Annotated in this window: 21 protein-coding genes and 2 pseudogenes; 11 read left to right on the top strand and 12 right to left on the bottom strand. The window is 70.9% G+C overall.

Going from position 1 to position 26120, the window contains the following annotated elements:
* Positions 1–62 precede the first annotated feature (62 nt).
* The 3 genes from OHS59_RS05130 (at position 63) to OHS59_RS05120 (ending at position 3153) form a co-directional block, all read left to right on the top strand.
* Positions 63–1619 carry a hypothetical protein gene (locus tag OHS59_RS05130; RefSeq protein WP_328492194.1) on the top strand — a complete coding sequence of 519 codons (1557 nt, stop codon included), beginning with the start codon at positions 63–65 and terminating at the stop codon, positions 1617–1619.
* Positions 1620–1952: 333 nt separating this feature from the next.
* Positions 1953–2615, top strand: coding sequence for a YceI family protein (locus OHS59_RS05125; protein WP_443061383.1), 663 nt, complete (start codon positions 1953–1955; stop codon positions 2613–2615).
* A 106-nt stretch (positions 2616–2721) separates the two neighbouring features.
* Positions 2722–3153 carry an ATP-binding protein gene (locus tag OHS59_RS05120; protein WP_328492192.1) on the top strand — a complete coding sequence of 144 codons (432 nt, stop codon included), beginning with the start codon at positions 2722–2724 and terminating at the stop codon, positions 3151–3153.
* Between the two features lie 94 nt (positions 3154–3247).
* Here OHS59_RS05120 and OHS59_RS05115 read toward each other — a convergent pair whose 3' ends face one another.
* The 6 genes from OHS59_RS05115 to OHS59_RS05090 form a co-directional block, all read right to left on the bottom strand.
* On the bottom strand, positions 3248–4462 hold the full coding sequence (locus OHS59_RS05115; RefSeq protein WP_328492191.1) for a GDSL-type esterase/lipase family protein: 1215 nt from the start codon (positions 4460–4462) through the stop codon (positions 3248–3250).
* A gap of 68 nt (positions 4463–4530) precedes the next feature.
* Entirely contained in the window at positions 4531–5100 is a 570-nt protein-coding gene (locus OHS59_RS05110; protein ID WP_328492190.1) for a TetR/AcrR family transcriptional regulator, read from the bottom strand.
* Between the two features lie 182 nt (positions 5101–5282).
* Positions 5283–6218 (bottom strand): hydroxymethylbilane synthase, encoded by a 936-nt coding sequence (hemC, locus tag OHS59_RS05105; protein ID WP_328492189.1) that lies wholly within the window; start codon positions 6216–6218, stop codon positions 5283–5285.
* Positions 6219–6341: 123 nt separating this feature from the next.
* The gene (locus OHS59_RS05100; RefSeq protein WP_328492188.1) at positions 6342–6563 is read right to left on the bottom strand and encodes a hypothetical protein; all 222 of its coding nucleotides are present in this window, start codon (positions 6561–6563) and stop codon (positions 6342–6344) included.
* A gap of 202 nt (positions 6564–6765) precedes the next feature.
* A complete protein-coding gene (locus tag OHS59_RS05095; protein WP_328492187.1) occupies positions 6766–7425 on the bottom strand; it encodes a fasciclin domain-containing protein in 660 nt (219 codons plus the stop codon).
* Between the two features lie 98 nt (positions 7426–7523).
* On the bottom strand, positions 7524–9152 hold the full coding sequence (locus OHS59_RS05090; RefSeq protein WP_328492186.1) for a sulfite oxidase: 1629 nt from the start codon (positions 9150–9152) through the stop codon (positions 7524–7526).
* 294 nt (positions 9153–9446) lie between these two features.
* Here OHS59_RS05090 and OHS59_RS05085 point away from each other — a divergent pair, with 294 nt between their 5' ends.
* The gene (locus OHS59_RS05085) at positions 9447–9824 is read left to right on the top strand and encodes a DUF952 domain-containing protein (RefSeq protein ID WP_328499055.1); all 378 of its coding nucleotides are present in this window, start codon (positions 9447–9449) and stop codon (positions 9822–9824) included.
* Here OHS59_RS05085 and OHS59_RS05080 read toward each other — a convergent pair.
* Positions 9794–10399 (bottom strand): CGNR zinc finger domain-containing protein, encoded by a 606-nt coding sequence (locus OHS59_RS05080; protein WP_328492185.1) that lies wholly within the window; start codon positions 10397–10399, stop codon positions 9794–9796. The genes OHS59_RS05085 and OHS59_RS05080 overlap by 31 nt on opposite strands.
* A 91-nt stretch (positions 10400–10490) precedes the next feature.
* Here OHS59_RS05080 and OHS59_RS05075 point away from each other — a divergent pair, with 91 nt between their 5' ends.
* The 3 genes from OHS59_RS05075 (at position 10491) to OHS59_RS05065 (ending at position 12704) form a co-directional block, all read left to right on the top strand.
* Positions 10491–11318, top strand: coding sequence for an AzlC family ABC transporter permease (locus tag OHS59_RS05075; RefSeq protein ID WP_328492184.1), 828 nt, complete (start codon positions 10491–10493; stop codon positions 11316–11318).
* Complete coding sequence (locus tag OHS59_RS05070; protein ID WP_328492183.1) at positions 11315–11623, top strand: AzlD domain-containing protein; 309 nt, start codon at positions 11315–11317, stop codon at positions 11621–11623. The genes OHS59_RS05075 and OHS59_RS05070 overlap by 4 nt, the downstream gene beginning before the upstream one ends.
* A 109-nt stretch (positions 11624–11732) precedes the next feature.
* A complete protein-coding gene (locus OHS59_RS05065) occupies positions 11733–12704 on the top strand; it encodes a pyridoxal-phosphate dependent enzyme (protein WP_328492182.1) in 972 nt (323 codons plus the stop codon).
* A 156-nt stretch (positions 12705–12860) separates the two neighbouring features.
* On the opposite strand, the pseudogene OHS59_RS05060 reads toward OHS59_RS05065, so the two are convergent.
* Together OHS59_RS05060 and OHS59_RS05055 are read right to left on the bottom strand one after the other, a co-directional pair.
* Positions 12861–13250, bottom strand: a pseudogene (locus OHS59_RS05060) (DUF6461 domain-containing protein); the annotation flags it as partial.
* 254 nt (positions 13251–13504) lie between these two features.
* On the bottom strand, positions 13505–14347 hold the full coding sequence (locus OHS59_RS05055; RefSeq protein WP_328492181.1) for a CPBP family intramembrane glutamic endopeptidase: 843 nt from the start codon (positions 14345–14347) through the stop codon (positions 13505–13507).
* 256 nt (positions 14348–14603) lie between these two features.
* On the opposite strand from OHS59_RS05055, the gene OHS59_RS05050 reads away from it, so the two are divergent.
* Positions 14604–16151 (top strand): CYTH and CHAD domain-containing protein, encoded by a 1548-nt coding sequence (locus tag OHS59_RS05050; protein ID WP_328492180.1) that lies wholly within the window; start codon positions 14604–14606, stop codon positions 16149–16151.
* A gap of 144 nt (positions 16152–16295) precedes the next feature.
* Positions 16296–16493: pseudogene (locus OHS59_RS05045) on the top strand (substrate-binding domain-containing protein); the annotation flags it as partial.
* Positions 16494–16576: 83 nt separating this feature from the next.
* Here the strand turns inward: OHS59_RS05045 and OHS59_RS05040 are convergent.
* From OHS59_RS05040 to OHS59_RS05030, 3 genes are all read right to left on the bottom strand, one after another.
* The gene (locus OHS59_RS05040) at positions 16577–19609 is read right to left on the bottom strand and encodes a SpoIIE family protein phosphatase (RefSeq protein WP_328492179.1); all 3033 of its coding nucleotides are present in this window, start codon (positions 19607–19609) and stop codon (positions 16577–16579) included.
* Between the two features lie 168 nt (positions 19610–19777).
* Positions 19778–22246: a CBM35 domain-containing protein gene (locus OHS59_RS05035; RefSeq protein WP_328492178.1), complete on the bottom strand. Its 2469-nt coding sequence runs from the start codon at positions 22244–22246 to the stop codon at positions 19778–19780.
* A gap of 142 nt (positions 22247–22388) precedes the next feature.
* Positions 22389–23435: a LacI family DNA-binding transcriptional regulator gene (locus tag OHS59_RS05030; protein WP_328492177.1), complete on the bottom strand. Its 1047-nt coding sequence runs from the start codon at positions 23433–23435 to the stop codon at positions 22389–22391.
* A 169-nt stretch (positions 23436–23604) separates the two neighbouring features.
* Between OHS59_RS05030 and OHS59_RS05025 the strand changes: the two genes are divergently transcribed.
* Positions 23605–25803, top strand: coding sequence for a glycoside hydrolase family 36 protein (locus OHS59_RS05025; RefSeq protein WP_443061612.1), 2199 nt, complete (start codon positions 23605–23607; stop codon positions 25801–25803).
* A gap of 133 nt (positions 25804–25936) precedes the next feature.
* Positions 25937–26101, top strand: a complete 165-nt coding sequence (gene rpmG, locus OHS59_RS05020) for a 50S ribosomal protein L33 (RefSeq protein ID WP_107014951.1) — start codon at positions 25937–25939, stop codon at positions 26099–26101.
* The last annotated feature ends 19 nt before the right edge of the window (positions 26102–26120 follow it).

Below are 26120 nucleotides of genomic sequence, written 5' to 3'. Positions count from 1 at the left end.
CATGGCTGACCGTACGCTGACAAGTCATAGAAGTTCGGACGTGATTGACTGGGGGAGCCGTCATGTCCTGGGACCACAATGACTTCCGCGACGGATTCGTCGTACCGCCGATGCCGACCGCGCCGCCACCCGCACCCGCGGACGGCTGGAGAGCGGCCGGGGTGGCGCTGCTGAACCTCTGCGGCCTCGGGCTCGGTTACGCACTGGTGCGCCGCTGGTGGCTGATGGCGGCCTGCTGGGTCGCGACCGCGGTGCTGCTCCTGGTGGCGCTGCCCGCCGACCCGGACGGCGTTTCCGGCGGAGCCCTCGTCGCGTACCTGGTCTTTCTCGGGCTGGCGGCCGTCCACGGCGCGGTCGTGGGTCTGCGGACCCGGCTGACGTGGCCGCCGGCGGCCTGGATCGCCGTCGTCATGGGGATCGTGCTCCTGGCCGTGCCCGCCGGAGGCGTGGCCCTGTACGACGGCGCACGCGACGAAGCCACCGAACAGATGCTCCTGGACCGGCTGGAACGCGCGGACGAAATGGTCCAGGCAGCGGGGAAGCAGCAGTTCACGACGGCGGAGCCCGACTACCGCAGGGCCCTGACCGTCTACCGCGACCTTCGCAGCGACCACCCCGGCTCACGGGCGGCCGACCGGGTCCCCGACCGGCTCAAGGACTACTACACCACCGTCGCGTCGGCGTACGAGGAGCGGAACTACTGCGTCGCCGTCGCGCCCCTGAAGTACCTGCGCACGGTCCCGCGCACCATGGACGAGAAGGAACTGGGCACGCTCGCGAAATGGCCCGACGGCCGGCTGGCCACCTCGCTCTACGAGTGCGGCTCGGGGGCGCTGTCCGGCGGATCCGCGGATTGGGCCACGCACTACGGCGAACTCCTGACGGTCTTCCCGCGGTCCGAGCAGACCGCGAAGGTCGAGCCCTCGGTCGAGGCGGCGGTCGACAAGGCCGTGAAGGCCGTGCGCGGCGACGACCCCTGCAAGGCTGTCGAGCGCCTCGAAACCCTCAACTCGCAGATCGTCGGGCTGTCGGGAGAGCGGGCCGGTCTGACCCAGGCGCTCGGCAAGAACGCCGACCGAGCGGAGAAGAACGCGGAGTCGGGTACGTACGCCTGCGGGGTGGACCAGTACAAGGAGAAGAGCTTCGCCGAAGCCGTCACGACCTTGAACGACTACGTCAAGAACAGTGAGCAGGGCAAGAACCGGGCCCGCGCGAAGAAGATCGTCATCGCCGCCGAGGTGGCCCAGACCGTGCCCGCCGCGGGCAAGCGCCTGCCGACCACGGCCTCCGGCGGCGGCATCTCCGTCACCGTCAAGAACGACAGCCCCGACGACATCACGGTGCTCTACACGGGCCCCGTGACGGGCAGTTTCACTCTCAAGGCCTGCGGGAAGTGCACCTCCTACTCCCTTGCCAGCACGGTGACGCTCGGCTTCGAACCGTGCAGCGACAGCGGCAAGAACTACCCGCAGCGGACCATCCGGCTGCCCGCCGGCACGACGTACTTCGTGCACAAGTCCAAGAGCGGTCTCGGAAAGTCCCCGGCATCGGACACCGCCAAACTCTCACCCGGCTACATCTACACCGAGTGCGCCTACACGACGAGCTTCGGTTACTGACGGCATCACCACGGAACGTACGGCTGTCGCGTACGTACGGTTATCCCGGATCGGTATCAGCGCAATTCTGGCGCCCCGTGCATATCGCCCTTACGGGTGCGCGGAATTCATGTCATTTTGCGGCGTTCGGTGGAAGGTGTCCCGTGCGGTAGGGCCCGGATCCGGGCAGGTCAGGCACGCAGTGCCTTCTGGGGGCCCGGTGACGGGTGTGTGGATTCTGTGACCCATCGGCCGTGCGGGGATGCCGGGCCGGTCGGCGGGTACCAAGCCGGTAAACTCATGGACCTTGGTCTGGCTTGCAGAAATATCTATTGCTAAATAGCTAGGTGAGTCGTGAATCTTTTTAATCGAGGTGCTTCTCCCCGTCGCTCGACCACACTCGTCGAACCGAAGCGGCCGGACAGCCCACCTGACTTTTCCCAGGGAGGCCGGACGGAACCCGACCTGAGATCCCTGACCGGGAACTGGATGATCGATCCCGCACACAGCAGGATCGGGTTCTCCGTACGGCACGCCATGGTCACGACGGTCCGGGGCGCCTTCACGGACTACCAGAGCCGCCTCTTCTTCGACGGCCGCGACCCGTCCCGCTCGGGGGCCGAGATCATCATGTCCACCGCCAGCGTCGAGACGGGCGTGGACCAGCGCGACAGCCATCTGGCCGGCCGTGACTTCCTGGACTCCGGCACCTACCCCCACATGCGCTTCCTCAGTACCGCCGTGCAACTGGCCGGCAGTGACGTCTACCGGATGACCGGCGACCTCACCATCAAGAACAGGACGCGACCCGTCGTCCTCGAACTCACCTACATCGGCTACGTCACCGACCCGTTCGGCTACGAGCGTGTCGGCTTCGACGGCACCACCACGATCAACCGCTCCGAGTGGGGCCTGACCTACAACACCAGGCTGGCCGAGGGCGGCGCCATGGTGAGCGACAAGGTCCGCCTCCAGCTCGACATCGCGGCCATCCGCGCCACCGAGCCGACCGGCTGAACACCGGCGGACGCTCTTGTACGGCTCGTTGATGCCTGTGTGCGCGACTGTCGGGTACCCGGTTCGCGGACATGCTGATACGGACCGCAGGAACGGGAGTGAGTCGGTGGGGGTCAAGGCAATGGGCTGGGCGCATTCGTTTCCGGTGTCGGGCGGTGTGCGCGCCGGGCGGGAATGGACGCGTGAGCATCTGGAGGCACTGTCGTGGACCGCGGCCGAGCCGGACAAGGTGGACGCCATCGTCCTGACCGTGTCCGAGCTGCTCACCAACGCTCATGTCCACGCGCACAGCGACGCGCATCTCGTGCTCACCTGGGACGGCGACTGTCTTCATGTGAGCGTCCACGACGAGGACCCCACGCTGCCGCGGCAGCGGGACCCGGGGATCGGCGAGGTGTCCGGCCGCGGAGTGGGGATCGTACGGATGCTCGCGGACGAGTGGGAGATGCGGTGCCAGCGGCACGGCAAGGTGGTGACGGCCTGCTTCCGGCCGGCCGGCGCCGATTCGCGGGACGGCCACTCGATGGGTGGCCGCTGAGTCCCGCTCGGCGCCCGCCGTCCGGGCGGCGCCAACTGCCGGTACAGCGCCCGCTGCGGGTACGGCGACCTGTCGGTGCGGCGCCCGGCGTCCGTCAGGCGTCGCGGGTCGCGAAGGCGCCTTCGGCGCTGAAGACCTGCTCCGCGAAGCGTTCGCCGATGCGGCGGTGGGTGGCCGCGTCCGGGTGGAGCTGGTCGGGCAGCGGCAGTTCGGCGAAGTCGGCCTCGCCGTAGAGGCGCAGCCCGTCGAGGTGGTGGAGGTTCGGGTCCTCCTTCGCCCGCTGGGCGACGATCCGGGCCAGCTCGTCCCGGATGACGCGCAGGGTCAGTTTCCCGGCGGCCTTCTCCGCCGGATCGCCCATGGCCACGAACCGCAGCTGTCCCTCGCTCATGTTGGCGAGGTCCGGAGCGCTCGGACCTGGCGTGTCCTCGTGGATGGGGCACAGGATCGGCGAGACGACCAGCAGCGGTGTGTCGGGGTGGCCCTCACGGATGGTGTCGAGGAAACCGTGGACGGCCGGGGTGAACGCGCGCATGCGCATCACGTCCGCGTTGACCACGTTGATGCCGATCTTGACGCTGATCAGGTCGGCGGGGGTGTCCCGGAGCGTGCGGGCGGTGAACGGATCGAGCAGCGCGCTGCCGCCCAGCCCCAGGTTGATCAGCTCCACACCCCCGAGGGAGGCGGCGAGGGCAGGCCAGATGGTGGTCGGCCCGGCGGCGTCGGAACCATGGCTGATGGAGCTGCCGTGGTGCAGCCACACCCTGCGGCCCCGGTCCGGCGCGGGCTCGACCGGGGCGTCGGTGCGCAGGGCGACCAGCTCGGTGGTCTCGTTGTGCGGCAGCCAGATCTCGACGTCCTTGCCGCCGTCGCCCGCGCCCTCGGGCAGGCCGGTGAAGCGGACGGTGCCGACCGGACCGGTCCGCAGTTCGGCGCTCCCCGTGGTCATGTCGATGGTCAGGGTGTTGCCGCCCCGCACACTGCCCTGGCCGGTCAGGACCCCGTCGACCAGCAGTTCGTACCGGCCGTCCGGACGGGGCGGGGCCCCCACGTAGAGCCGCTTGGTGGGCAGTGTGTCCAGTTCGACGGTGGTGGCCCTGGTCCGGAAGGCCAGCCGTACGCCCGACGGCTGGGACTCGGCCATGGCCAGTTGTCCGTCGGCGTACTGGGCGCGGACCCACGCGGGCAGCCGGTGCGGCAGCACGCCGTGCTCGGTCCGCTCCACGTCGATGGCCCCCCGCAGGAGGTCCGCGGTGATGGGCGTGGTGATCCAGTCGTCCCTGTCGGCTGTTCGGTTCTCGGTACGCATGGCTTCGACCTTGTCGGTTCGGTGTGGCTGACTGGGCGGGACTGCTGGGGGCGGGCTGCCGGGCCGGGCTACCGGGCGGGCCAGTTCCTGAGGAGCGCGTCGAGGGCGTCCAGGATCCGGGTCCAGGTCTCCTGCGAGTCGGGGGCGCTGTGGCTGAACCCGCCGCCCAGTTCCAGGCTGACGTAGCCGTGGAAGACGCTGCCGAGGAGGCGGACCGCGTGCGTCTGGTCCGGTTCCGTCAGGTCGTAGCCGCGCAGGATGGCCCGTGTCATCTGCGCGTGCCTGCCGCCGGCGCTGGCTGCCGCCGCCTCCGGGGTGAGCCTGAGCTGGGCTGCGGCGTAGCGGCCGGGATGCTCGACCGCGTAGTCGCGGTAGACGTTCGCAAGGGCGACGAGGGCGTCCTTGCCGGCGCGTCCGGCCAGTGCGGTGGCGCCGCGGTCGGCCAGTTCCTCCAGGGCGAGCAGGGCGATCCCGGTCTTCAGGTCCTGGGAGTTCTTCAGGTGCGAGTACAGGCTCGCGACCTTGACGTCGAATCGTCTGGCCAGCGCGGAGACCGTGACCTGGTCGAAGCCGACCTCGTCGGCGAGTTCGGCGCCCGCCTGGATCAGTCGCTCCGTCGTGAGTCCTGCGCGGACCATGGGGCTCCTCCTGTTCGGCAGACTCGATTATGCATTTGCCTAAAGGGTTTAGGCAAATGCTCGCGCCTTGAAGGGAGGGGGTGTTTTTCTGGGAGGTGGGGAGGGGTTCGCTGTCAGGCGGCACCCGGTGGGGGCTGGGTGAGCAGTTCCCCGCGTCCCTGAAAGAGAAGGACGAGCGTCGGTCAGTGGGCGATGGTGTCGATCAGGTCGCGGGCGCCCTGGCGCAGCAGTGCGACGGCCACGGAGGTGCCGAGGGTGGCGGGGTCGAGACGGCCGGCCCACTCGTGGGCGTTGAGCTGAGTCTTTCCGTCCGGGGTGAACACGCAGGCGCGCAGCGACAGTTCACCGCCCCGGCCGGCCGTGGCGTAACCGGCGATCGGTGAGTTGCAGTGGCCCTGGAGGACGTGGAGGAACATGCGTTCCGCGGTGGCCTCGCGATGGGTGTCGGGATCTCCGAGCGCACTGACGGCGTCGATGACCGTGGTGTCGCCCTCGCGGCACTGGAGGGCGAGGATGCCCGCACCGATCGGCGGCATCATCGTCTCCGGGGAGAGGATCTCGGTGATCACATCGGTGCGTCCGATGCGCTCCAGGCCCGAGACCGCGAGCAGCAGCGCGTCCGCCTCACCGGCCGCGAGCTTCGCCAGGCGCCGGTTCGCGTTGCCCCGGAACGGCACGCACTGCAGATGCGGACGGGACGCGGCGAGCTGCGCGACACGGCGTACGGAGGAGGTCCCGATCCGGGTTCCGGGCGGCAACTCGTCGAGGGTGAGCCCGTCCGGATGGATGAGGGCGTCACGGATGTCGTCCCGCTTGAGGAACGCGGCGAACATCGTGCCCGCCGGGAGCGGCCGGTCGGCGGGCACGTCCTTGACGCAGTGCACCGCCAGGTCGGCCTCACCCGCCAGGAGCGCGGCGTCGACCTCCTTGGTGAACGCCCCCTTGCCCTCCACCGCGGCGAGGTCGCCCATCCACTTGTCGCCGGTCGTCTTCACGGGGACGACCTCGGTGCGTGTCCCGGGATGGAGCGCGGCCAGTTCGGCTCTTACGCGCGCCACCTGCGCCAGGGCCATGGGCGAGTCGCGGGAGACGATGCGGATCAGCTCGGGAGCGTGCATACGGCCCACGATAGACCGTGTGCCCCATACGAACCGGCCCTCCCTGTCACGAGGGTGGTCCGCCCGGTACGGGCGTCGACCGCGACCAGGGGTCCGGTGGTTCGCCCGTGACCGGGCCGCTTCTCAGTGGCCGGGGTGGTCGGGGTCGTCCTCGGCCGACGGCAGGACGTTGGAGCCCTCCACCCAGTGGTTGACCCAGCCGCAGTACGAGCAGGCGTACCGGTTGTTGAGCCCGCTCACCTTGGCGCCGCACTGGCGGCAGTCCGTCGTGGTGATCTCCGCACCGGCCGCCGGGGCCGGGACGGCGTCACCGGACCCGGTTTCCGAAGGCGGCTCCTGCGTCATGCAGGCAGGGTACCCGCGGCGGCCCGGCCCGCCCGAGGAGCCGTCTCACCCTGCCGTCCGGCAGGCGTCGGCCGGGTCGGCGGGACAGGAAAGGGGTGGCCGGGACTGAACGGTCCCGGCCACCCCTTTTTTCTCCCCGTCACGGGAGCCCGGGCGCCGGCCGCCGTCCGCCTCCGGGCGGCCGGCGGCCGAAGCAGATCCGTCAGCTGGTGGGCATCAGGACGGTGTCGATGATGTAGACGTTGGCGTTGGCGGTCTTCACGTTGCCGCAGACGACCTTCGCGGAGTCGTTGACCTTGTACGACTCGCCCGAGCCCGAGGTCGTCAGCTTCGACTTCTCCAGCGTGGGGTAGGAGCCGTTCTCCAGGTCCTTGGGGGCGAGCTTCTGACCCACGACGTGGTACGTGAGGATCTTCGTCAGCATGGCCTTGTCGGCGAGGACCTTGTCCAGGTCGGCCTTCGGGATCTTCGCGAAGGCGTCGTTGGTCGGGGCGAACACCGTGATGTCCTTGGCGTTGTTCAGGGTGTCGACCAGACCGGCCTTCTTGACGGCGGTCACCAGGGTGGACAGGTCCGGGTTGTTGGACGCGGCCGTGGCGACCGGGTCCTTCGCCATGCCGTCGAACGAACCGGAACCGCTCGCGGGCACGGACGCACAGCCCGGGCCGAACGGCTCGTCCTTCGAAGCGGTGTCGCCGGAGCTGCCCATGCTGTCGTCGGACTCGGTGGCGGCGGCCGATGCCTTGCTGGAGGAGTCCGACTTGGCGGAGTCGCTGCCGCTGTCGGAGCAGGCGCTGAGGGACAGCGGGAGAACGGTGGCCGCGGCCACGATCACGGCGATACGGCTGATGCGAGTGTTCATGGTGTTTCTCCTGTGGGTTGACGCAGTCGCAGCTGCGTTCATTCGGGGGTCGGAAAAATGGCTCGGGGAATGTGGCTCGGGAGAGTTGGTCCGTGGTCTCACTCGACGGTCACCACGACCGAGTGCCGGCCGCTGGCGCCGTCGGGGACGGTGCCGGTGCGCTTGTCGGTCTGCACCTCACCGGTCCGGTCCGTGGCCCGCACGGTGAGGGTGTGACCGCCCTTGGTGGCCCGCCAGTCGAAGGACCACTGACGCCAGGTGTCGCGCGAGTCCTCGGCGGCGAGCCGGGCCTCCTGCCAGGGGCCGTCGTCGACACGCACCTCGACCTTGTCGATGCCGCGGTGCTGCGCCCAGGCGACCCCCGCGACCATGACCGAGCCGGCCTCGGGGCGGGCGAACGGCTTGGGGGTGTCGATCCGGGACTGGGTCTTGACGGGCGCCTGCCGTGCCCACTTCCGCTTGACCCAGTAGGCGTCGTAGTCGTCGAACGAGGTGAGTTCGATGTCCTGGATCCACTTGCAGGCCGACACGTAACCGAACAGGCCGGGCACCAGCATCCGGACCGGGAAGCCGTGTGCGAAGGGGAGCGGTTCCCCGTTCATACCGACGGCGAGGAGGGCGTCGCGGCCGTCCATGACGTCCTCGACCGGGCTGCCGATGGTCATGCCGTCGACGGAACGGGTCACCAACTGGTCGGCGCGACCGCCCTTGGAGGGCGGCTCGACCCCGCACTCGGCCAGCAGATCGGCCAGTCGTACGCCGATCCAGCGGGCGTTGCCCACGTACGGGCCGCCGACCTCGTTGGACACGCAGGTGAGCGTGATGTCGCGCTCGATCAGTTCGCGCCGCAGCAGGTCGTCGAAGGTGAGGGTGACCGGCCGGGTGACCCCCTTGCCGTGGATCCGCAGCTTCCAGGTGGTCGCGTCCACCTTGGGCACCACGAGTGCGGTGTCCACGCGGTAGAAGTCCTTGTTCGGGGTGGTGAAGGCACTCACGTCGCGGACCCGCAACTGGGCGCCTTTGGGAACCGCGTCGGCTGGGGAGGCCGGGGCGGGCAGTACGACGTCCGCCCGTGAGGCGACCGCCTCGCGGCTGCTCGATCCGCTCAGGGCGCGGCCCAGCAGTCCGGTACCGGCTGACGCGGCGGCGGCAGCGGTCGCCATGATGACGAAGCCGCGGCGGTCCCACCCCGGTTCACGGGGCGAGTCCTCCTGCGCTTCCGCCTCCGCCGAACCGGCGTCGTGGGGTGCCGGGGTACGGATCCGGAGCCTGCCGACGAGAAAGAACAGGAGCACCGCGGCGACCACCGCGCCCACCACGGAGGGCAACGCGTCGGTGAGTCCGGTCGAGTCGGGCCGGCTGAGCGCCGCCGATGCCCCGACCACACCGAAAAGCAGAACTCCGGCGGCCCCGCTCCGCCGGTACCGCAGTGCGAACAGGCCCAGGGCGATAGCGAACAGCACCAGTGCGGCGAGAATCCCGAGTTGCAGGACCAATTTGTCGTTGGTGCCGAAATTCCGGATCGCCCAGTCCTTCACGGCTGTGGGGGTGCGGTCGATCGCCGCACCCCCGACCGCGATGACGGGACCGGCCTGAGGGCGCACCCCTGCGGCCACCAGCTCGGCGACGGCGAGCGCGGCGAAACCCGCCAGCAGGCCACTGAGCGCACCCAGCGCCGGCCGCACCGGGCTGCGGGTAATTCGCCTTTGCTTCTCGTCTTGCGTCACGTGGGGAATCCGGTCCTGAAAGAGGCACGGATTGGTCGATCACCCGATCAGGGCCAATTCTTTTTCGGACCAATCCGCAGACCCTCGGGCAACGGATTAAGAGAATTTGGTCCTACGGATTTTCGATTCGGACAGCCGTTCCATGAGTTCGTCGACCATCGCGTGAGTTCCCGGCCATCGCGTGAGTTCGGGCCGCCATGTCATGAGGTCCGCTGGCGGAAGACCGAGGACGGCGGATCGAAGGTCGCGGACCGAGAGCCGTAGGCACCGCACCCGCTGTTGTATAACCGGATGATGATCTATCACGTTGTGACGCTCGGTGACTGGAGCGCCCGCCCGGAGGTCCCGTACGCGCCCGCTTCCCTCGCGGAGGACGGTTTCATCCACTGCGCTCCCGACGAGGAGACCACCCTGGCCGTCGTCAACGCCTTCTACCGGAGCACGCCGAGACCACTGCTCGCGCTGGTCCTCGACGAGACCCGGCTCACCGCCAGGCTGGAGTTCGAAGCGGCGGACCCCACTCCGCCGCCCGGGGTCGACGCGGACGTCCTCTTCCCCCACCTGTACGGTCCCGTCGACCGGGAAGCCGTCGAGCGCGTGCTGGAGATCCGGTGGGACGACGACGGCCGGGCGGTCGCCCTTCAGCCGCGGGTGCCGCGGGAACGCTCGTAGTGCCGCCGCACCCGCTCACGGTTGCCGCAGTCGCCGGTGCGGCACCACTGCCGGGTGTGACTGCGGCTGCGGTCGAGGAAGAACCACCCGCAGCCCGGCCCCTGGCAGCGCCGGAGATTCGCCAGCGGCCCGGACAGCAGCTCCGCGGCCTCCAGTGCCAGTAGCCGTACGACGTCCTCCGGCACCGTGACGTCCGACGCCGGGCGCAGTGGCAGGGCCGACGCGAACTCCGCCCGATGCCAAGCGTCGAGGAAGCGGCGGCGCACCTCGGTCAGGTCCTCGCGGCGGGGCGGTCGGCCGTCCACCGCGGAGTCGAGAAGGTGGTGCAGGGCCGCCCGCAGCCGCCGCGCCGCCCGCAGCATGTCCGCGGCGGAGTCCGGGTCGTCCTCGGTGACCGCCAGGAGCGATTCGACCCGGTCGGCGTCCAGCAGGCCGGCCGCGCCCGTCCAGGCGAGCAGGGCCGCGGGATCGGACACGCGGTCGACCGTGCGTCGTTCGTCGAGCCGCCACGCGATCGTGTTGGCGAAGTCCAGCACCACGTGCCCGCCGATCAGGGCCGACGCCGTCACCTCCATGCCGTCACCTTCATGCCGCCACCTTCATGCTTTCGCCTCGATGACGTCATGCTAATACTCATAGCGTCTGATGACTGTTAGCCTCGGATGTATGGACCGGATATCTCCGCAAGCCGAGGGGCCGACGTCCGAGGGCCCGACGGCCAAGGGATCGACAGCCCAGGGCTTGGCGGCCCAGGGCCCGGCGGGCGAGGGCCCGGCGGCTCAGGGGGTGGCCGGGGACTCCCGCCGGCAGGGCTTCGTCGCGGGCCTCAAGGTGGGCACGGGCCTGGCAGCGGCCGCTTTCGTCCTGGCCGTCACCTTCGGAGCGTTCGCCCGCACGGAGGGCTGGGGAGTCCTCGCCCCCATCGTCTGCTCCCTTGTCGTGTTCTCCGGGTCGGCGCAGTTCGCGCTCGCCACCGCACTGGCCGGCGGCGGGGGCGTACCGACGGCCATCGCCGCGGCCGCGCTGATCAACGGCCGCTTCGTCCCGATGGGCGTGGCCGTGGCCAAGGACCTGCGCGGTGGCCGGATCCGCCGGGCGCTGGAGGGACAGGCCGTCGTGGACGGTTCCTGGGTCGCCGCGCATCTGGGCGGTGGCCGGTTCGACCGCTACAAACTGTTCGGCGCGACCGCCGTGCAGTGGCCCGCCTGGGTGGCGGGAACCGCGCTGGGCGTCGTCGTGGCCCCGCCGGAGAGCCTGGTGGAGCCACTCGGCCTCGATCTCGTCTTCCCGGCCTTCTTCCTGCTGCTCCTGCTGGACGAACTGCGGGGATCGCGGGCGGCACGCATCGCGGCGGCGCTGGGCGGCTGCCTCGCCGGGGTGCTGGTGATCTGGGTGCCGGCCGGTCTCGCGCTGCTGGGGGCGAGCGCGGCGGCCCTGCTCGGGCTGCGTACCGGTCTCGTTCCGCGCGCCACGGAGGAGGCGAGCGGATCGTGAACCTGTGGTGGGCCATCCTCTGCGTCGCGCTGATCAGTTTCACCTTCAAGGCGACCGGGCCCGCGGTGCTCGGCGACCGGCAACTTCCCACGGCGGCGCGCGGCGTCATCGCTCTGCTCGCACCGGTGCTCCTCGCCGGACTGCTCGTCGTCGACGTGGCGGGCCCGCGGTGGACGGGGCTGGACGGAGCCCTGCTGATCGGACTCGCCACGGTGGCGGCCGTACGGCTGTGGCGTGCGCCGATGCTGCTCGCGATCGTCGCCGGAGTGGCCGTCACGGCGCTCATCAGGCTGTTATGGGGCTGACCAGCGGTCACGCAGACCGGCCAGGCCGGCCAGACCGTCTAGCCCGCTCAGCCCGCTCAGCCCGTACGGACCGTGCAGCCCGGCACGTCGACCTCCAGGAGTCGCAGGTATGTCCGAACCGATCATTCCGCTCTCGCTCGGCACCTGGCCCACACCGGTGGAGCCGATGCCCCGGCTGGCCGCCGCCCTCGGTCTCGGCCGCGACGACCTGCTCGTCAAGAGGGACGACCTCACCGGTCTCGGTGGCGGTGGGAACAAGATCCGCAAGCTGGAATGGACGGTCGCCGAAGCGCTCGCGAACGACGCCGACACACTCGTCACCACCGGCGCTCCGCAGAGCAACCACGCCCGGCTCACCGCCGCTGCCGCCGCACGCCTCGGCCTGCGCGCCGTACTGGTGTTCCCGGGCGAACGGGGGACGGCCCGGTCCGGCAACCTCACCCTGGACGCGTTCCTCGGCGCCGAGATCGTCTTCAGCGGCGTGACGGGACAGGCGGCGCTCGCGGACGCCGCCTCACGGGTGTGCGACCGGCTGCGTTCCGAAGGGGCGCGCCCCGCTCTCCTCCCGTTCGGTGGGTCCAGCGCGCTGTCGGCCCGCGGCTACGTGCGATGCGGCGAGGAACTCGTGACCCAAGTACCCGGCCTGCGCACCGCGGTTGTCGCGCTGGGGTCCGGGGCCACGATGGCCGGTCTCGTCGCCAGCCTGGGTGCGGAGCGCACCCTCGGTGTCGAGGTGGGGGCCGTGGACGACGCCCGCCAACGGGTCGAGGCGTTCACCGCCCCGCATGCGCCGGATGTCCGCGCCGCCGATCTGCGCGTCGACCGCGACCACATCGGCAGCGGCTACGCGAGCCTCGCCGAAACCGTCGAGGAGGCGATGACCCTCACCGCCGGGCTGGAGGGGGTCCTCCTCGATCCCACGTACACCGGGCGGGCCATGGCCGGACTCATCGCGGCGGCCCGGCGGGGCGAGATCGCCCCGGGTGACAGGACCGTCTTCGTCCACACCGGCGGTCTCCCCGGACTGTTCGGGCACACCGAGGCGCTCGCGTTCGCCGAAGGCATGCGGAAGTTCGGCTGAGCGCGGCGGCGAGTACACCGGGGCGCCCATTCGCGCTCGCTCGGGTGCGCTCGCTCCGCGCCCGCTCGGGGGTACCCTCCCCGCGCTCGCTCGCTCCTCGCCTGTCTCGTGTTTCGAACGGACCTCCGAGCGATCCACGGTCGGCGGGTCGTTGTAGGTGACGACGACCGGTGCGTTCGCCTCCGCCCGTGCGCGCTCCGATGCCGCCGCTGTCTCCTCGTAGGTCCATTCCCTGTGGAAGCGCTCCCTGTGGGCATCGGTGATGTCTGTGACCACGCCGGTCCACTCCTCGGCGGGCTGTTCGGGGACGAGCCCCAGCTCGTAGGCAGCGTCCTGGAGGAGGGATTCGGTGACGCGTATGCCGGTGAGTCTCTCGGCCAGGGCGAGGACGGCCGCCTTCCGGTCGACGTCCGGGGCGCTCTCGTCGTGCGCTCCCTCGGAGGTCAGCGGGAAGCCGACCTCGCGCAGCAGGGGGATCAGTTCGTCGGGGGTGCTGCCGTAGCGCGACGAGGGGCCCTCGAACGTCGTACGGAGCTCACCGTCCTCGGATCCAGGCGTAGTCGTGCGCGGTCACCGAGGTCGTACGGCGCAGTCTGCCCGATGCCTCCGACAACGCCGGGGAAAGCCGGTTCCGGCCACCGGAGCGGGTCCCCTGGGCCGTACTGGCGCGCGCACCTGAACTGGCGCGCACCTGACGATGCGCCAACTCGCCCGGTTCCGCGGTGTCTGGAAGTCGGCGGCCGAGCGGATCATCGCTGACCGCACCGCGGGCATGGCGAAGATCGGTTACGGGACGGGCCTCAGACCTGCCTCCAACCCTGCGGAGTGTTCCAGTCCGGGCGTTCGCCGCGGAACTGTGTCATGGCCAGCCAGCCCACGGTGAAGGGCAGACCGCCCAGGGCGAGCACTCCGAGGGTGGCCTGTCCTGACACCTCGAAGACCGCGCCCTCGCTGTCGAAGAGCTGCGCGACGGTCTGGAAGGCGAGATGGAATCCGATACCGGCCGCGATGTCGCCGGTGGCGACACGGAAGACCCCCAGTACGAGCGCGAACGCGAAGAAGACGAGGAGCCGGTCCGGGGTGACGGCCACCCTGAGCAGAAAACCGAAGAGGGCGAAGAGCACGGCCTGTGCGGCGACCGCCTGCCAACGGGGCAGCGCGGCCAGGAGGTTGCGCTGCAGGTAGCCCCGGAAGACGAGTTCCTCGGGCAGCGCCTCGTAGAGGAAGACCAGCACGACGAGGAGAGCCGTCACTCCGACGATCTCCGCGACGGAGGTCCGTGGCGTGACCTCGACCCAGCCGAGTCCCAGGCAGAGCCCGAAGCCGACCGCGGCGGGCGCCGCCCAATAGACCAGCCCCAGCAGCAGATGCCGTCCCGCCACCCGTGGCGCGGGCAGGCCCAGCTCGGCCCAGGGGCGGCGGTCCGTCACCCGCCACGCGACCAGGACCACCGGGACGACGAGAGCGGTGGTCAGCATGGCCCGCACGGCGTGCGTGGGACGGTCGTAGGAACGGCTGATCGGAGCCCCGTGGAAGACGAACCAGAAGAGGCCGACGGCGACCGCGAACACGATCAGTACGCGCCACGGCATGGAGGGCCGCGATCGAGGTGCCGCCGCCGGTGCCGCCCGCTCCTCGGCCATGAGTACCCTCCCGCACGGCACGCGGAGCCCCGCCGGTCGGCGCGCCCCCTCCACGCATGGTGAACCGGCACGGCACGCCGGGTCCACAGCCCGTACGGGGGTGACGTGCCGCGCGGGGCCAACGGCGTCCGCACCGGAGCAACGGCCCCTGGATGACGCACCCGTGGCGGCCTGCGCCACCGCTCCCGCTCACCCGGAAAGCCCGACAACGTCCAAGTTCGTGTTTCGTTCGGCGGATTGTGTCTACCGGTACTACATGGTCCAGTCGATACGAGAGACAGAACGAAAGTACGAAGTCCCTTCGTCCGCGGGCACCTCCTGGCTGCCCGGGTTGGAGCGTGTGGAGGGTGTCGCGGCGGTCGTCGACCGAAGCCCCGAGGAACTGGACGCGGTCTACTACGACACCGACGATCTCCGCCTGTCCGGCTCCTCGGTCACGCTGCGCCGCAGGACCGGTGGCGCCGACGCCGGGTGGCACCTCAAGCTGCCGCTGTCGGGCGACAGCCGGGAGGAGATCCGGTCCGCCCTCACCGACACAGTCCCGGACGCGCTGCTCGACCTGACCAAGTCCCGTACCCGCGGCGCGGAGCTGACCCCGGTGGTCCGTATCCGCTCGACGCGCGAGGTGCGCCACCTCGTCGACGCCGACGGCACGATGCGTGCCGAGGTGTGCGTCGACACGGTCCGCGCGGAGTCCCTGCGCGCGGAGGGCAGGAGCGCCGCGTGGAACGAGATGGAGGTGGAACTGGCCGAGGACGCCGATCCCGCCCTCCTCGACGCAGTGGAGAAGAAGCTGCGCAAGAAGGGGATCGCAAGGGCGCACTCCCCGTCCAAGCTGGCCCGGGCACTGGACGAGACCGCGCCCGCCACGGCCGGCGCACCCGACGAGTCCGCCGCCCCGGACCCCGCTCAGGCCGGCGCGCAGGTCCTCGCCTACGTGCGGGAGCAGGTCCGTGCCCTGACCGCCCTGGACCCGGCCGTGCGCCGCAACCGGCCCGACTCGGTGCACAGGATGCGTGTCGCCTGCCGCCGCCTGCGCAGCTGTCTGCGGTCCTACCGGTCCGTTCTCGACCGCCGTGTCACCGACGCGATCCGCGGCGAGCTGAAGTGGCTGGCCGGCGAGCTGGGCGCCGAGCGCGATCAGGAAGTACTGATGGAGCGACTCAGCGGGGACATCGAGGCCCTGCCGCGGGAATTGCTCCTCGGTCCCGTCGCCGCACGGCTGCGGGTGTGGAACGTCGTCGACAGTACGGAGTCCCATCTGCGCAGTCTCGACGCCCTGGGCTCACCTCGCTACCTGGCCCTGCTGGACTCCCTCGCCGCGCTGCTGGAGCGGCCCCCGCTGCGTACCGGCAAGGCGGGCAAGGCCACCGCGCCCGCCGGCAAGGTCATGGCCAAGGCCGTCCTCAAGGAGTACGGGCGACTGGCCGGGCGCATGACCGACGCCCTGGAACTGTCGCCGGGCCCCGAGCGCGATGTGGCCCTCCACGAGGCGCGCAAGGCGGCGAAGAAGGTCCGCTACGCCACGGAGGTGGCCCGTCCGGCCCTCGGCAAGCCGGCCAAGAGCCTGGGCAAGCGGGTCAAGGCGGTGCAGAAGGTCCTCGGCGACCACCAGGACAGCGTGGTCGCCCGGGGCGCCCTCAGGGACCTTGCCGTGGCGGCCCAGACCGCGGGCGAGGCGGGCTTCACGTGGGGCCTGCTGTACGGCACCGAGCAGGCCCGCGCCGCGGACAGGGAGCGGGAGCTGCCCGCTGTGTGGGAGCACGCCTCGGCCCCGGAGGCACGCGAGAAGCTCAGCCGGTGACACCCGGGCGGACGTGCCCATGCCCGGCGCCTCCATCGGCACCCCGCCCGCGAAGTACGGCAGTCGAGGGCCCGCGACGATCTGACGGGCCCCGCGCGTACGGGCCTCGGGCTGCGCGTCGTCGAAGAGGTACTCGGCAGGCCGGTGCTGGTCGAAGGAGGCTCGGGCGAGGTGTCGGTGGTCGGTTACGACGACACGCTGTCCCGGCTGAGCTGCTTCGACCTGACCACGGTCAGTCAGAGCGCCGAGGAGCAGGCCAGGCACGCGGTCACGTCCGCCGTCGAACGCCTCGACCACGGCCGCACCGGGTCCAGCGAGGTCGTACTCACCCCGCACCTGGTCCTACGCGGCACCGGCGCGGCGACGGTGCCGGAGCGGCGGAGTGGTCGCCGCGGCCCTTCTCGCCCGGCCGTCCCGCGCGCCCCCTACGACTCCCTGCCTCCGGCCTCTCCGGCCTCTCCGGTGGCGTCGTCGGTGTCCGCGGTGTCCGCGGTGTCCGCGGTGTCTTCGGACAGGAGGTCCTCCAGGTCCGCGGCGAACATGTCCGGGTCGAGTGTCGGGTCCTGGCCCGCAGGCGTGCCGTCCTCGTGGCCGTCCGGTCCGAGCAGCACCTGCTCGGTCCAGATGCACTTGCCCGTCTGTGTGTAGCGCACGCCCCAGCGCTCGGAGAGCGCCCTGACCAACTGCAGTCCGCGGCCTCCCTCGTCGCTCTCCGTCGCGCGGCGGATCCGGGGCATCGTCAGGCTGCCGTCGAAGACCTCACAGATCAGCTCGGCGCCGTACAGCAGCCGCAGCCGGACAGGGCCCTTGGCATGGCGTACGACATTGCCCACCAGCTCGCTGACCAGCAGTTCCGTGGTGGGTGCCAGGTCGTCCAGGCCCCAGTCGGCCAGTTGCCCGCGGACATGGTGGCGGGCCTGGCCGGCCGCCTTCGGGTCCCTGGGGAGGGGCCAGGCCGCCATCCTGTCCTTGGGCAGGGCATGGAGGCGGGCGACGAGGAACGCCGCGTCGTCGGCCGCCTGCTGGTCGGTGGGCAGCAGACCGGCCGTCAGGGTGTCGCAGAGGCGCTCCAGGTCGGCGCCGGTGCCGTCCTCGTGGGTGGTGTGCAGAAGCCGGGCCAGATCGGCCATGCCCGTGTCGATGTCCCGTTTCGCCGACTCGACCAGGCCGTCGGTGTAGAGCACGAGCAGACTTCCCTCGGGCACCGCGATCTCGACCGTCTCGAACGGCGGCTTCGCCGCGCCCAGCGGCGGATCGGCGGCCGGCTCCGGGAAGTGGACGCTGCCGTCGGGATGGACCAGGGCCGGCGGCGGATGTCCCGCACGGGCGATGGAGCAGGTCTGGGTGGTGGAGTCGTAGAGCGCGTACAGACAGGTGGCGTACGACTCCTCGCTCATGCCGCCGACGAGGTCGTTCAGGTGGCTCATGATCTCGTCGGGGGGCAGTTCGAGGTCGGCCAGGGTGTGCACGGCGGTGCGCAGGCGGCCCATGGTGGCCGCCTCGGGCAGGCCGTGACCCATGACATCGCCCACGACCAGGGCGACCTGGCCGCCGGACAGCGGGATGATGTCGTACCAGTCGCCGCCCACGTCCATGCCCTGGCCCGCGGGAAGATACCGGGCGGCGGTCGTGCACGCGGCCAGCTCGGGAAGCCCCTGGGGGAGCAGGCTGCGCTGGAGTTCGCGGGACCGGGCGTGTTCGGCGTCGTAGAGCCGGGCTCGTTCCAGGGCCTGCGCGACGAGCGCGCTGATGGTGGTCAGCAGGGTGCGTTCCTCGTCGGTGAGCAGGCGCGGCCGGTCGAAGGAGACGATGCATACGCCGAACGTGTGCCCGGACGCGGCCAGCGGCAGGAACGCCCAGGCCTGCTTGCCGGCCTGAGCGGGCAGGCCGGCGCGGTCCGGCGAGTGCGCGGTGAACTCCGCCACGGAGGACAGGAACAGCGGCGTGCCGGACATGATCGGGTCCCAGGCCGGGTCGCCGACACCCCGGGGGCGGCGGTCGAGCACGTCCAGGAACTCCTCCGAGTAGCCGACGGACCCGACCCGGTGCAGCCGGTCGCCCTCGACCACCTGCATCAGCAGCCCGGTGGCGGCGAACGGCGGCAGTACCCGGCGGGCGACCGCGTCCACCACGTCCTGTGAGGTCGTCGCCCTGGCGAGTTCCTCGGTCAGCTCGGCGATCCGGGCCGCCCGCTCGGCGGCCGCCAGTTCGGCCGACCGGCGCTCCTCGGCCTGCCGCCGCTTGTCGGTCACGTCGGTGAAGTACAGGGTGCGGCCGTCGGGTCCGGGGACCAGCCGCAGGTGGAAGAGGCGGCCTGTGTGGGGTGTGCGGACGTCGAAACCGACGGGCTTCTCCTGGGCGGCGGCTTCTCGGCAGCGGGCCTCGAGGCCGGGGATCCGCCGTGCGGAGGGCAGGTCCCACAGGACGCGCCCGAACAACTCCTCCTCGGAGAAGCCCAGGGTGCGTTCCGCCTCCAGGTTGGCGAAGGTGATCCGCCACTGTTCGTCCACGGAGAGGAAGCCGTCGCTCATATGGCGCAGGGCCCGGCTGAGGGCGTCGCGGGCGCTGCGGGACTCGTTGCTCTCCCAGCCCACGCCGATCATCCGCAGGGCCTCGCCCCGGTCGTCGTACGTCGCCCTGCCGCGGGCCCGGGTCCAGCCGTACGAGCCGTCCAGCCGCCGCACCCGGTACTCGGCCTCGAACACGGTGTGGCCGTGGATGGCCCGCTGCGCCGCCGCGAGTGTGGGTGCCAGATCGTCGGGGTGGACGATCCTCATCCAGTTCTCGATCCTGCCGGTGAAGTCGGCGGGCATGGTGCCGTAGAGCTCCAGCGCCGCCTCGTCCCAGATCAGGTCGCCGGTACGGATGTCCCAGTCCCACGATCCGACGCTGACCTCCTTGAGCGCCTGCCGCAGGCGTTCACCGTGCAGCTCGGTGTGTACGGGGCCGGACGGCAGCGGCGCCTGCAGGATGCGTTCCTCGGCCCAGGCGACGACGGCCCGCAGGAAGTCCCACTGTCCGGAGGTGGGTTCGCCCCGGTCGCCCGTCAGGAGGGTGAGCGCGCCGATGCGGCGGTTCTCGCTGGAGACCGGCAGGGCGGCGAGACCGGAGCCGGGCCGGAAGGCGCCGCTCGGCTCCGCCGAAGACCGGGCGGCGGCTTCCCGGGCGGCCCCTGCCGGCCCTTCGGAGTCCGTCGGGACCCATACGCCACTGCCCTGGTGGAGGGCGAGGGCCGGGGCCGACGGTCCCTCCTGGTCGACGATCTCCCATGAACGGGTGAGGGCGGACGGCAGGCCGACCGCCGACACCAGTCTCAGGGCGGACATGGGCCCGCGCAGGTGAATCGCTCCACCCAGCGCGCCCAGTTCTCCCATCGCGTGCTGAAGTGCCAGCCGGAAGACCTCGCTTTCCGTGGCACCGGGGGCCACCGTGCGGAGAAGATCCAGCCGTGCGTTCATGTTGCGAACCTTAACGCTCCGACCTCGGTCGAAACCCTGCTTCGCAGGACCCTCACGATCAGTTCCGGCGGGGCCGAGCCCCTTCGGGGGCGCGGGGAACTGCGCGACAAGCCACGACGCACCCGCAGCCGACTCACCGGGCTTCCGGCGGCGCCGTCGGCGGAGCGCTCAGCCGACGACCCGGCCCAGCTCGATCCGGTCGATGTTCGGGGCCCAGGCGCTCGCGTTTGCGAAGATCACCCTGTTGGAGCCCTTCTTCAGGTCCACGGGGACACTGAGTGTCCAGTAGTCGTCCCAGCCCCAGGTGTTCTTGAAAGTGGCCGTGAGGGGAGCGGCGGTACCCACCGTGATGTCCGCCGTACGGGACATGATGTCCGTGTTGTAGGCGTGGCCGTTGTCGCGCCGGTCGTTGTGCGCGTAGTGGACGACCAGGAGATGGCGGCCGGCCCTGGGGGCGTCCACCGTGAACTCGGCGGTGCTGGAGGCGCTGTTGCCGAATTCCCCGATGTAGGAACCGGCGGAAGCGTACGCGGAGCCGACGAGCCTGGCCCCGCCGGCCAGGGTCGCCGAGGCGCCCTCGTAGGAGAGCGTGCCGGCGGTCGAGCCGGCGCCCGAGACGTCGAGGGAGCGGACGGCGGAGCGGTCGGCCGTCGCCCGGACACGGTTGTTGCCCGCCACGAGATACAGCCGCAGGGGCCGGTCGGGCGCCGCCGTCACCGTCTCTCCGTGCAGGGCGAGCTGCACCGCCGCCGAGGCACGCGGGAACACCGTGAAGTAGCCGTCACGCGGCGCGTAGACGTCGAAGACAGCCTCGTCACCCGGGCGCAGTACCAGTGAGCCCGTGCCGACACCGGCCGACGAGGAGTAGTCGAAGGCCGGCTTCCCGCTGATGTCCGCCAGCGTGGCCTCGTAGGAGGCGGAGGGCTCGGCGGCGGTACGGGCGGTCAGGTCGACGCGGTCGAGGGTGACCTCGGCGTCGCCCTTGGCCAGTGTCAGGACATGGGTGCCTGCGGACAGCTCTACGGACAGGTCCTTCTTGGCGCGGTAGGTCCAGTTCTCGGTGGAGGGGTAGGCGACCGTGACCGGGTCCCCGCCGTCGACGATGAGCTTCTGCGTGGCGGGTGTCCCGGACTGGTTGCCGTACAGGATCGCCAGGTCGTACGTCCCCGTCCTCGGGACCGTCACCGTGAAGTCGACCTTGCTGGCCGCCGAGTCGAGCGAGCCGACGTCCTTCGTCCCGGAGGCCGCGTAGCCGTTGGCGTTGGCGACCGTGCCCTGCGTGTAGATCTGACCGCCGGTGATGGCCGCGTCCTCGGCCTCGTACGAGCCGGTCCACGGGACGACGGCGGTGGACGGGGTGCCGGAACCGCCCGGGGTCAGGACGATCCGGTAGGCGGACATCTTGTGCGTGCCGCGCAGCGGTACGCTCACCGAGCCGTCGGCCGCCACCTGGACCTTCGTCCGCGTGAGCACACGCGGCGCCGCGTGCGGCCCCTCGTAGCCGGACCAGGCCGCCTCGGCGACGGTCGCGGTGACCGTGCGGCCCAAGACGGACCGGGACACGTTCTCGACCACGACGTCGGAGTCACCGGCGGAACCACCGAGCAGGACCTGCGCCTGACGCCGCTCCCTGTCGTACGACGCCAGGCCCTGGAGGGTGTCGATGGTGTCGGCCTGTGGCGGAGTCACCTTGACTGTGTCGCCGGTCAGCCCCGCGTACCAACGGAAGAACCACCAGCCGCCGTTGGGGATGTTCGAGCGCACCACGTTGCCGTCGAGGTTGCCGGCCGCGTCCCAGTAGGCCTGGTTGGCGTACACCTTGTTGCGCTCGAACATCGAGACCCACTGCACGAGTTGCCCGGGCACGGACAGGTCGCGGCGGTTGGCGTACTCGTCGATGTTGATCTTGAGTGGCGCGACGCCGAGTTCACGTTCGATCGAGCGGTAGGTGTCGTAGTGCCCCTGGAAGTCCCGCAGCGAGCCGGAGCCCAGCTCGTGCCAGGTCATGATCTGGGGGAGGACGTTCTCCCGCTTCGCGAAGGCGAGAAAATCGGTCAACAGGCGTGTGTGGTACGAGGATTCGTTCGGCCCGGCGATCCTGGCATCGGGGTCGGCGGCCCGTATCCGCTGGTACACCGTCTTCCAGTCCTTGAAGAACCGGTCGCGGTCGGCCTCGTACCGCGCCTGGTCGGAGGTGCCGAGGTCGTACCAGATCTGGTCGGGTTCGTTGAACGGGATGTAGACGAACCGCTCGCTGTTCGGGTCCGCCGCCACCTCCTTCACGATCTTGTCGACCTTGGGCAGGTAGTCGTCGATGCCGAGATCCTCGTACGGCCACTTGGCGTAGATGTCCTGCATCATGACGTTGATCTCGCCGCCGCCGTTGCGGAAGAACGACTTGGAGACCGTGAGCGCGTCCCCGTTGGGATGCTGGGCGCCGCCCTCAGGCTTCTGCGAGACACTGGTGATCTTCAGGGGTGCCAGCGCGGCGTCACTGGGCACGCCGTCGTCGCTGAGCCCGTACAGCGTTCCGTTGGCACCGCGCATCACCGGGCCTTCGGAGGCGGCGAGGTCGACGGCTACGCGCTGCGGTTCGCCGGCGGTCGTGGCCCCGGACGCGGGGAGGGTGCCTGCCATGGCGCTGACTCCAAGTACGGCGGTGAGCAGGGCGGTTCGGGTGCGGGACCCGATACGGGATCTCGTGCGGGTGGGAAGGCGAGTGGGTGTTCGGGTGGGGGTGATCACGCGGTTGGACCTCCAGTGGAGTCGGCGGAGGGGATCAGCCGCGCCCCGGCGGCGGCCCCGAGCTCTCGCGCACCACCAACTCCGGTACGGAGACGGGGTGCGGGCCGACCTGCGCGGACTCCTCCAGCACGGTGTGCAGGAGGCCGAACGCGGACCGCCCGAGGCCGGTGAAGTCCAGGCGCACGGTCGTCAGCGACGGGGTGAGGAAGGCGGAGTGCGGGGCGTCGTCGAAGCCGGCCACGCTCACGTCGTCGGGCACCGACCGGCCCTTCTCGTGCAGGGCGCGGATCACGCCGAGCGCGAGGTCGTCGTTGCCGCACAGGATCGCGGTGACCGCCCGGTCCCCGGCGAACTTCAGGCCTGCCGCGTGGCCGCCCGCCGGACCCCAACTGCCCTGCACGGGACGGGGTCGCGGGGCTCCGGCCTCCTTCAGCGCCTGCTGCCAGCCGGAGGTACGGGCGCTGGTGCGCCGGGTGCTGGAGGGGATGGCGACGTAGTGCACGGTCGCGTGACCGAGGGAGAGCAGATGGCGGGTCGCCTCGTAGGCGGCTTCGCGGTCGTCGGTCCACACCCAGGGGCGGTCGCCGCCCGGCGGGCGGGCCGGGGTCTCCACCACCCCGACGACCGGCAGCCCCGGGGGTACGGCACCCAGGGCCCGTACCCCCGCCGGATCGTAGGCGATCACGATCAGGCCGCCGCCGGTGTCCGCCGCCCGCTGCACCTGGGCGGCGACATCGGCCTCGTCGGCTTCGTCGGGTGATTCGAGGACGCCGATGCCCACCGAGTACGACGAGGCGCGCGCGGCCTCCTCGATGCCCTGGAGGATCGACGCGTAGCCGTAGTGCGTGGTGTCGGCGGTGAGCACGGTCACGGTCCGGCTGCGGCCGCTGGCCAGGGCGAGCGCGGTGGAGCTGCGCCGGAAGCCCAGCTCGTCGATGGCCGCGAGGACCCGCTCCCGGGTGGACGGCTTGACGCTGGGATGTCCGTTGATCACCCGGGAGACGGTCTGGTAGGAGACCCCGGCAGCGGTGGCGACGTCCCTGATGCTCACCGAGCGCTTTGTGTGACCGGTCACATTCATGCCAGGATTGTGACCGGTCACACAAAGCTCGTCAAGAGACCGTAACCATGGATTCACGCGACCGACCCGGACCGCCGTGAGTAGCGGTCGGTGGCAGTCGGCGGCCGGTGGCGGTCACCGGGAGGGGGAGACGTTGACCGATACGTCGGACACGGCGGGTGCGGTGGATGTGGTGGGCGCGGCCCCCGTGGACACCGGGCGGACGATCGCCTGGGGTCACTGGGCGCTGGAGGCGGAGTTCGCCACCGGCCCCGACGGAGAGCTGCGGCTGGTCCGGCTGGCCCGCCCCGGCGACCCGGTTTCCGCGTCCGGTGCCGGTGCCCCTCTCCACCTCGTCGAACTCACCGCCCTCGGCCACGGAAGCGGCTGGTCCGGCCCGCGCTTCACCGGCACGGCCCTGGGCCCGCGTCTGCGTCACCGCGCGCACACCCTCGGGGAGCACGACGGCTGGACCCGCCTGACCGTCGAACTCCACGACCCCGGAACCGGGTTGACCGCCTTCGTCGAGCTGTCCTCGCCCATCGGTCTGCCCGTGCTCCGCTCCCGCGTCCGGCTGCGCAACGACGGACACGAGCCGCTCGTCGTGCAGTCCGTCAGCAGTCTGCTGCTCGGCGCCCTCCCGCCGCCCGACCGGCTCGACGTCCACCGGGCCCGCAACGACTGGCTGGCGGAGTGCCGTTGGTACACCGAGGCGCTGAGCGACACCGTCGCCGACATCAGTGTCGACGTCCACCAGCACGACAGCAGGGCCGCACTCACCCTGACCGGACGCGGCAGCTGGTCCAGCGGCGGACACCTGCCCATGGGCGCCCTCACCGAACGCGACGGCGACCGGGCCTGGTTGTGGCAGGTGGAGTCCCCGGCAGGCTGGCGCTGGGACCTGGGCGAACGCCACCACGGTACGTACCTGGCACTGAACGGGCCCACGGACGCCGAGCACCAGTGGCGGATCCGGCTGGAGCCCGGCTCCGAGTTCACCACCGTGCCGGGAGTCATCGCCCTCGGCTCCGGGCTCGGCTCAGGACCCCGCGCAGGACCCGGCTCCGGGCTCGACGACGCCTTCGGCGCCCTGACTTCGTACCGCCGAGCCGTGCGCCGTCCGCACCCCGACCATGCCGCACTGCCCGTCGTCTTCAACGACTACATGAACACGCTGATGGGCGATCCGACGACGGAGAGACTGCTCCCGCTGATCGACGCGGCGGCCGAGGCCGGATCGGAGTACTTCTGCGTCGACTCCGGCTGGTACGACGACAGTACGGAGGGCTGGTGGGACAGCGTCGGCGAGTGGCTGCCCTCGTCGCGCCGCTTCCCCGACGGCGGGATCCAAGCCGTCCTGGACCGGATCCGCGAGCGAGGCATGGTGCCGGGTCTGTGGCTGGAGCCCGAGGTCGTTGGGGTACGCAGCCCGGTCGCGGCCGAGCTTCCGCCGGAAGCCTTCTTCCAGCGGGACGGTGTACGCCTGGTCGAGCAGGGACGCCACCAGCTGGACCTGCGGCACCCGGCCGCCCGGGCCCACCTCGACAGGACGGTCGACCGGATCGTCGGCGACTGGGGAGTGGGCTACCTCAAACTGGACTACAACATCCTGGTCGACCCGGGCACCTGCGGCCCCGGGGACGTCTCACCCGGCGCCGGACTGCTGGGGCACGCCCAGGCGTACCTGGACTGGCTCGCCGAAGTGCTCGAACGGTACCCGGGGCTGGTGATCGAGAACTGCGCGTCCGGAGGGATGCGGATGGACGGCGCCACGCTGGCCGTCACCCAGCTCCAGTCCACCAGCGACCAGCAGGACCCGCTGCGCTGCCCGCCGATCGCAGCCGCCGCACCCACGGCGGTCCCGCCGGAGCAGGGTGCCGTCTGGGCCTACCCCCAGCCCGCCTTCGACGACGACCTCATCACCTTCACCCTCGGCGGGGCGCTGCTCGGCCGGATCCATCTCTCGGGCCACCTGGACCGGATGCCGGAACACCAACTCGCGCTCGTACGGGCCGCGGTGGCCGTCTACAAGACGGTCCGCGGGGACCTGGCCGAGGCACTGCCGTTCTGGCCGCTGGGTCTGCCGGGGTGGACGGACGAGTGGACGGCCCTGGGCATGCGGGTGCCGGGTGACCGTACGGCGTACCTGTCGGTCTGGCGCCGGGGTGGGGAGAGCGGCATCCGGGTGCCCGTCGAACACTTGGCGGGCCGGGCGGTGACCGCGGAGATCCTGCATCCGTCACCCGCACCCTCGCCGTCGCAGTCCTCTTCGGCGTCCGCGTCCCCGTGCCCGTCCATCGGCTCGGTGGTCTGGGACGGAGGCGGGGTTCGGGTCGGGCTTCCACGTACGCCTGGTGCGCTGCTGATCCGGCTCACGTCTGCCGAGTAGCGGCTCGGTAGTGGCTGTTCCAGGCACTCGTGGACGAGGGGAATACATCCACCGGGGGTCCGGTTGTACCGCACGTGAATGACATGGCCCCATCAATTGAGGTGGGTGTCCGGGGGTGTGAGAGGAGGAGTTCATGGCTGCCAGAGGTACGCGTCCGGTGGTGACGTTGAAGTCCACGGCCGGAACCGGTGCGACCTATGTGACGCGGAAGAGCCGTCTGAACGACCCCGACCGACTGGTCCTGCGCAAGTACGACCGGGTGGCGGGGGAGCACGTCCTCTTCCGCGAGGAGCGATGAACCAGGCCGTCGCCCATCG

The organism is Streptomyces sp. NBC_00414 (genome assembly GCF_036038375.1).
GTDB lineage: Bacteria > Actinomycetota > Actinomycetes > Streptomycetales > Streptomycetaceae > Streptomyces.
The sequence above is the reverse complement of the archived record's forward strand: the minus strand, read 5'-3'. Positions and strand labels throughout refer to the sequence as shown.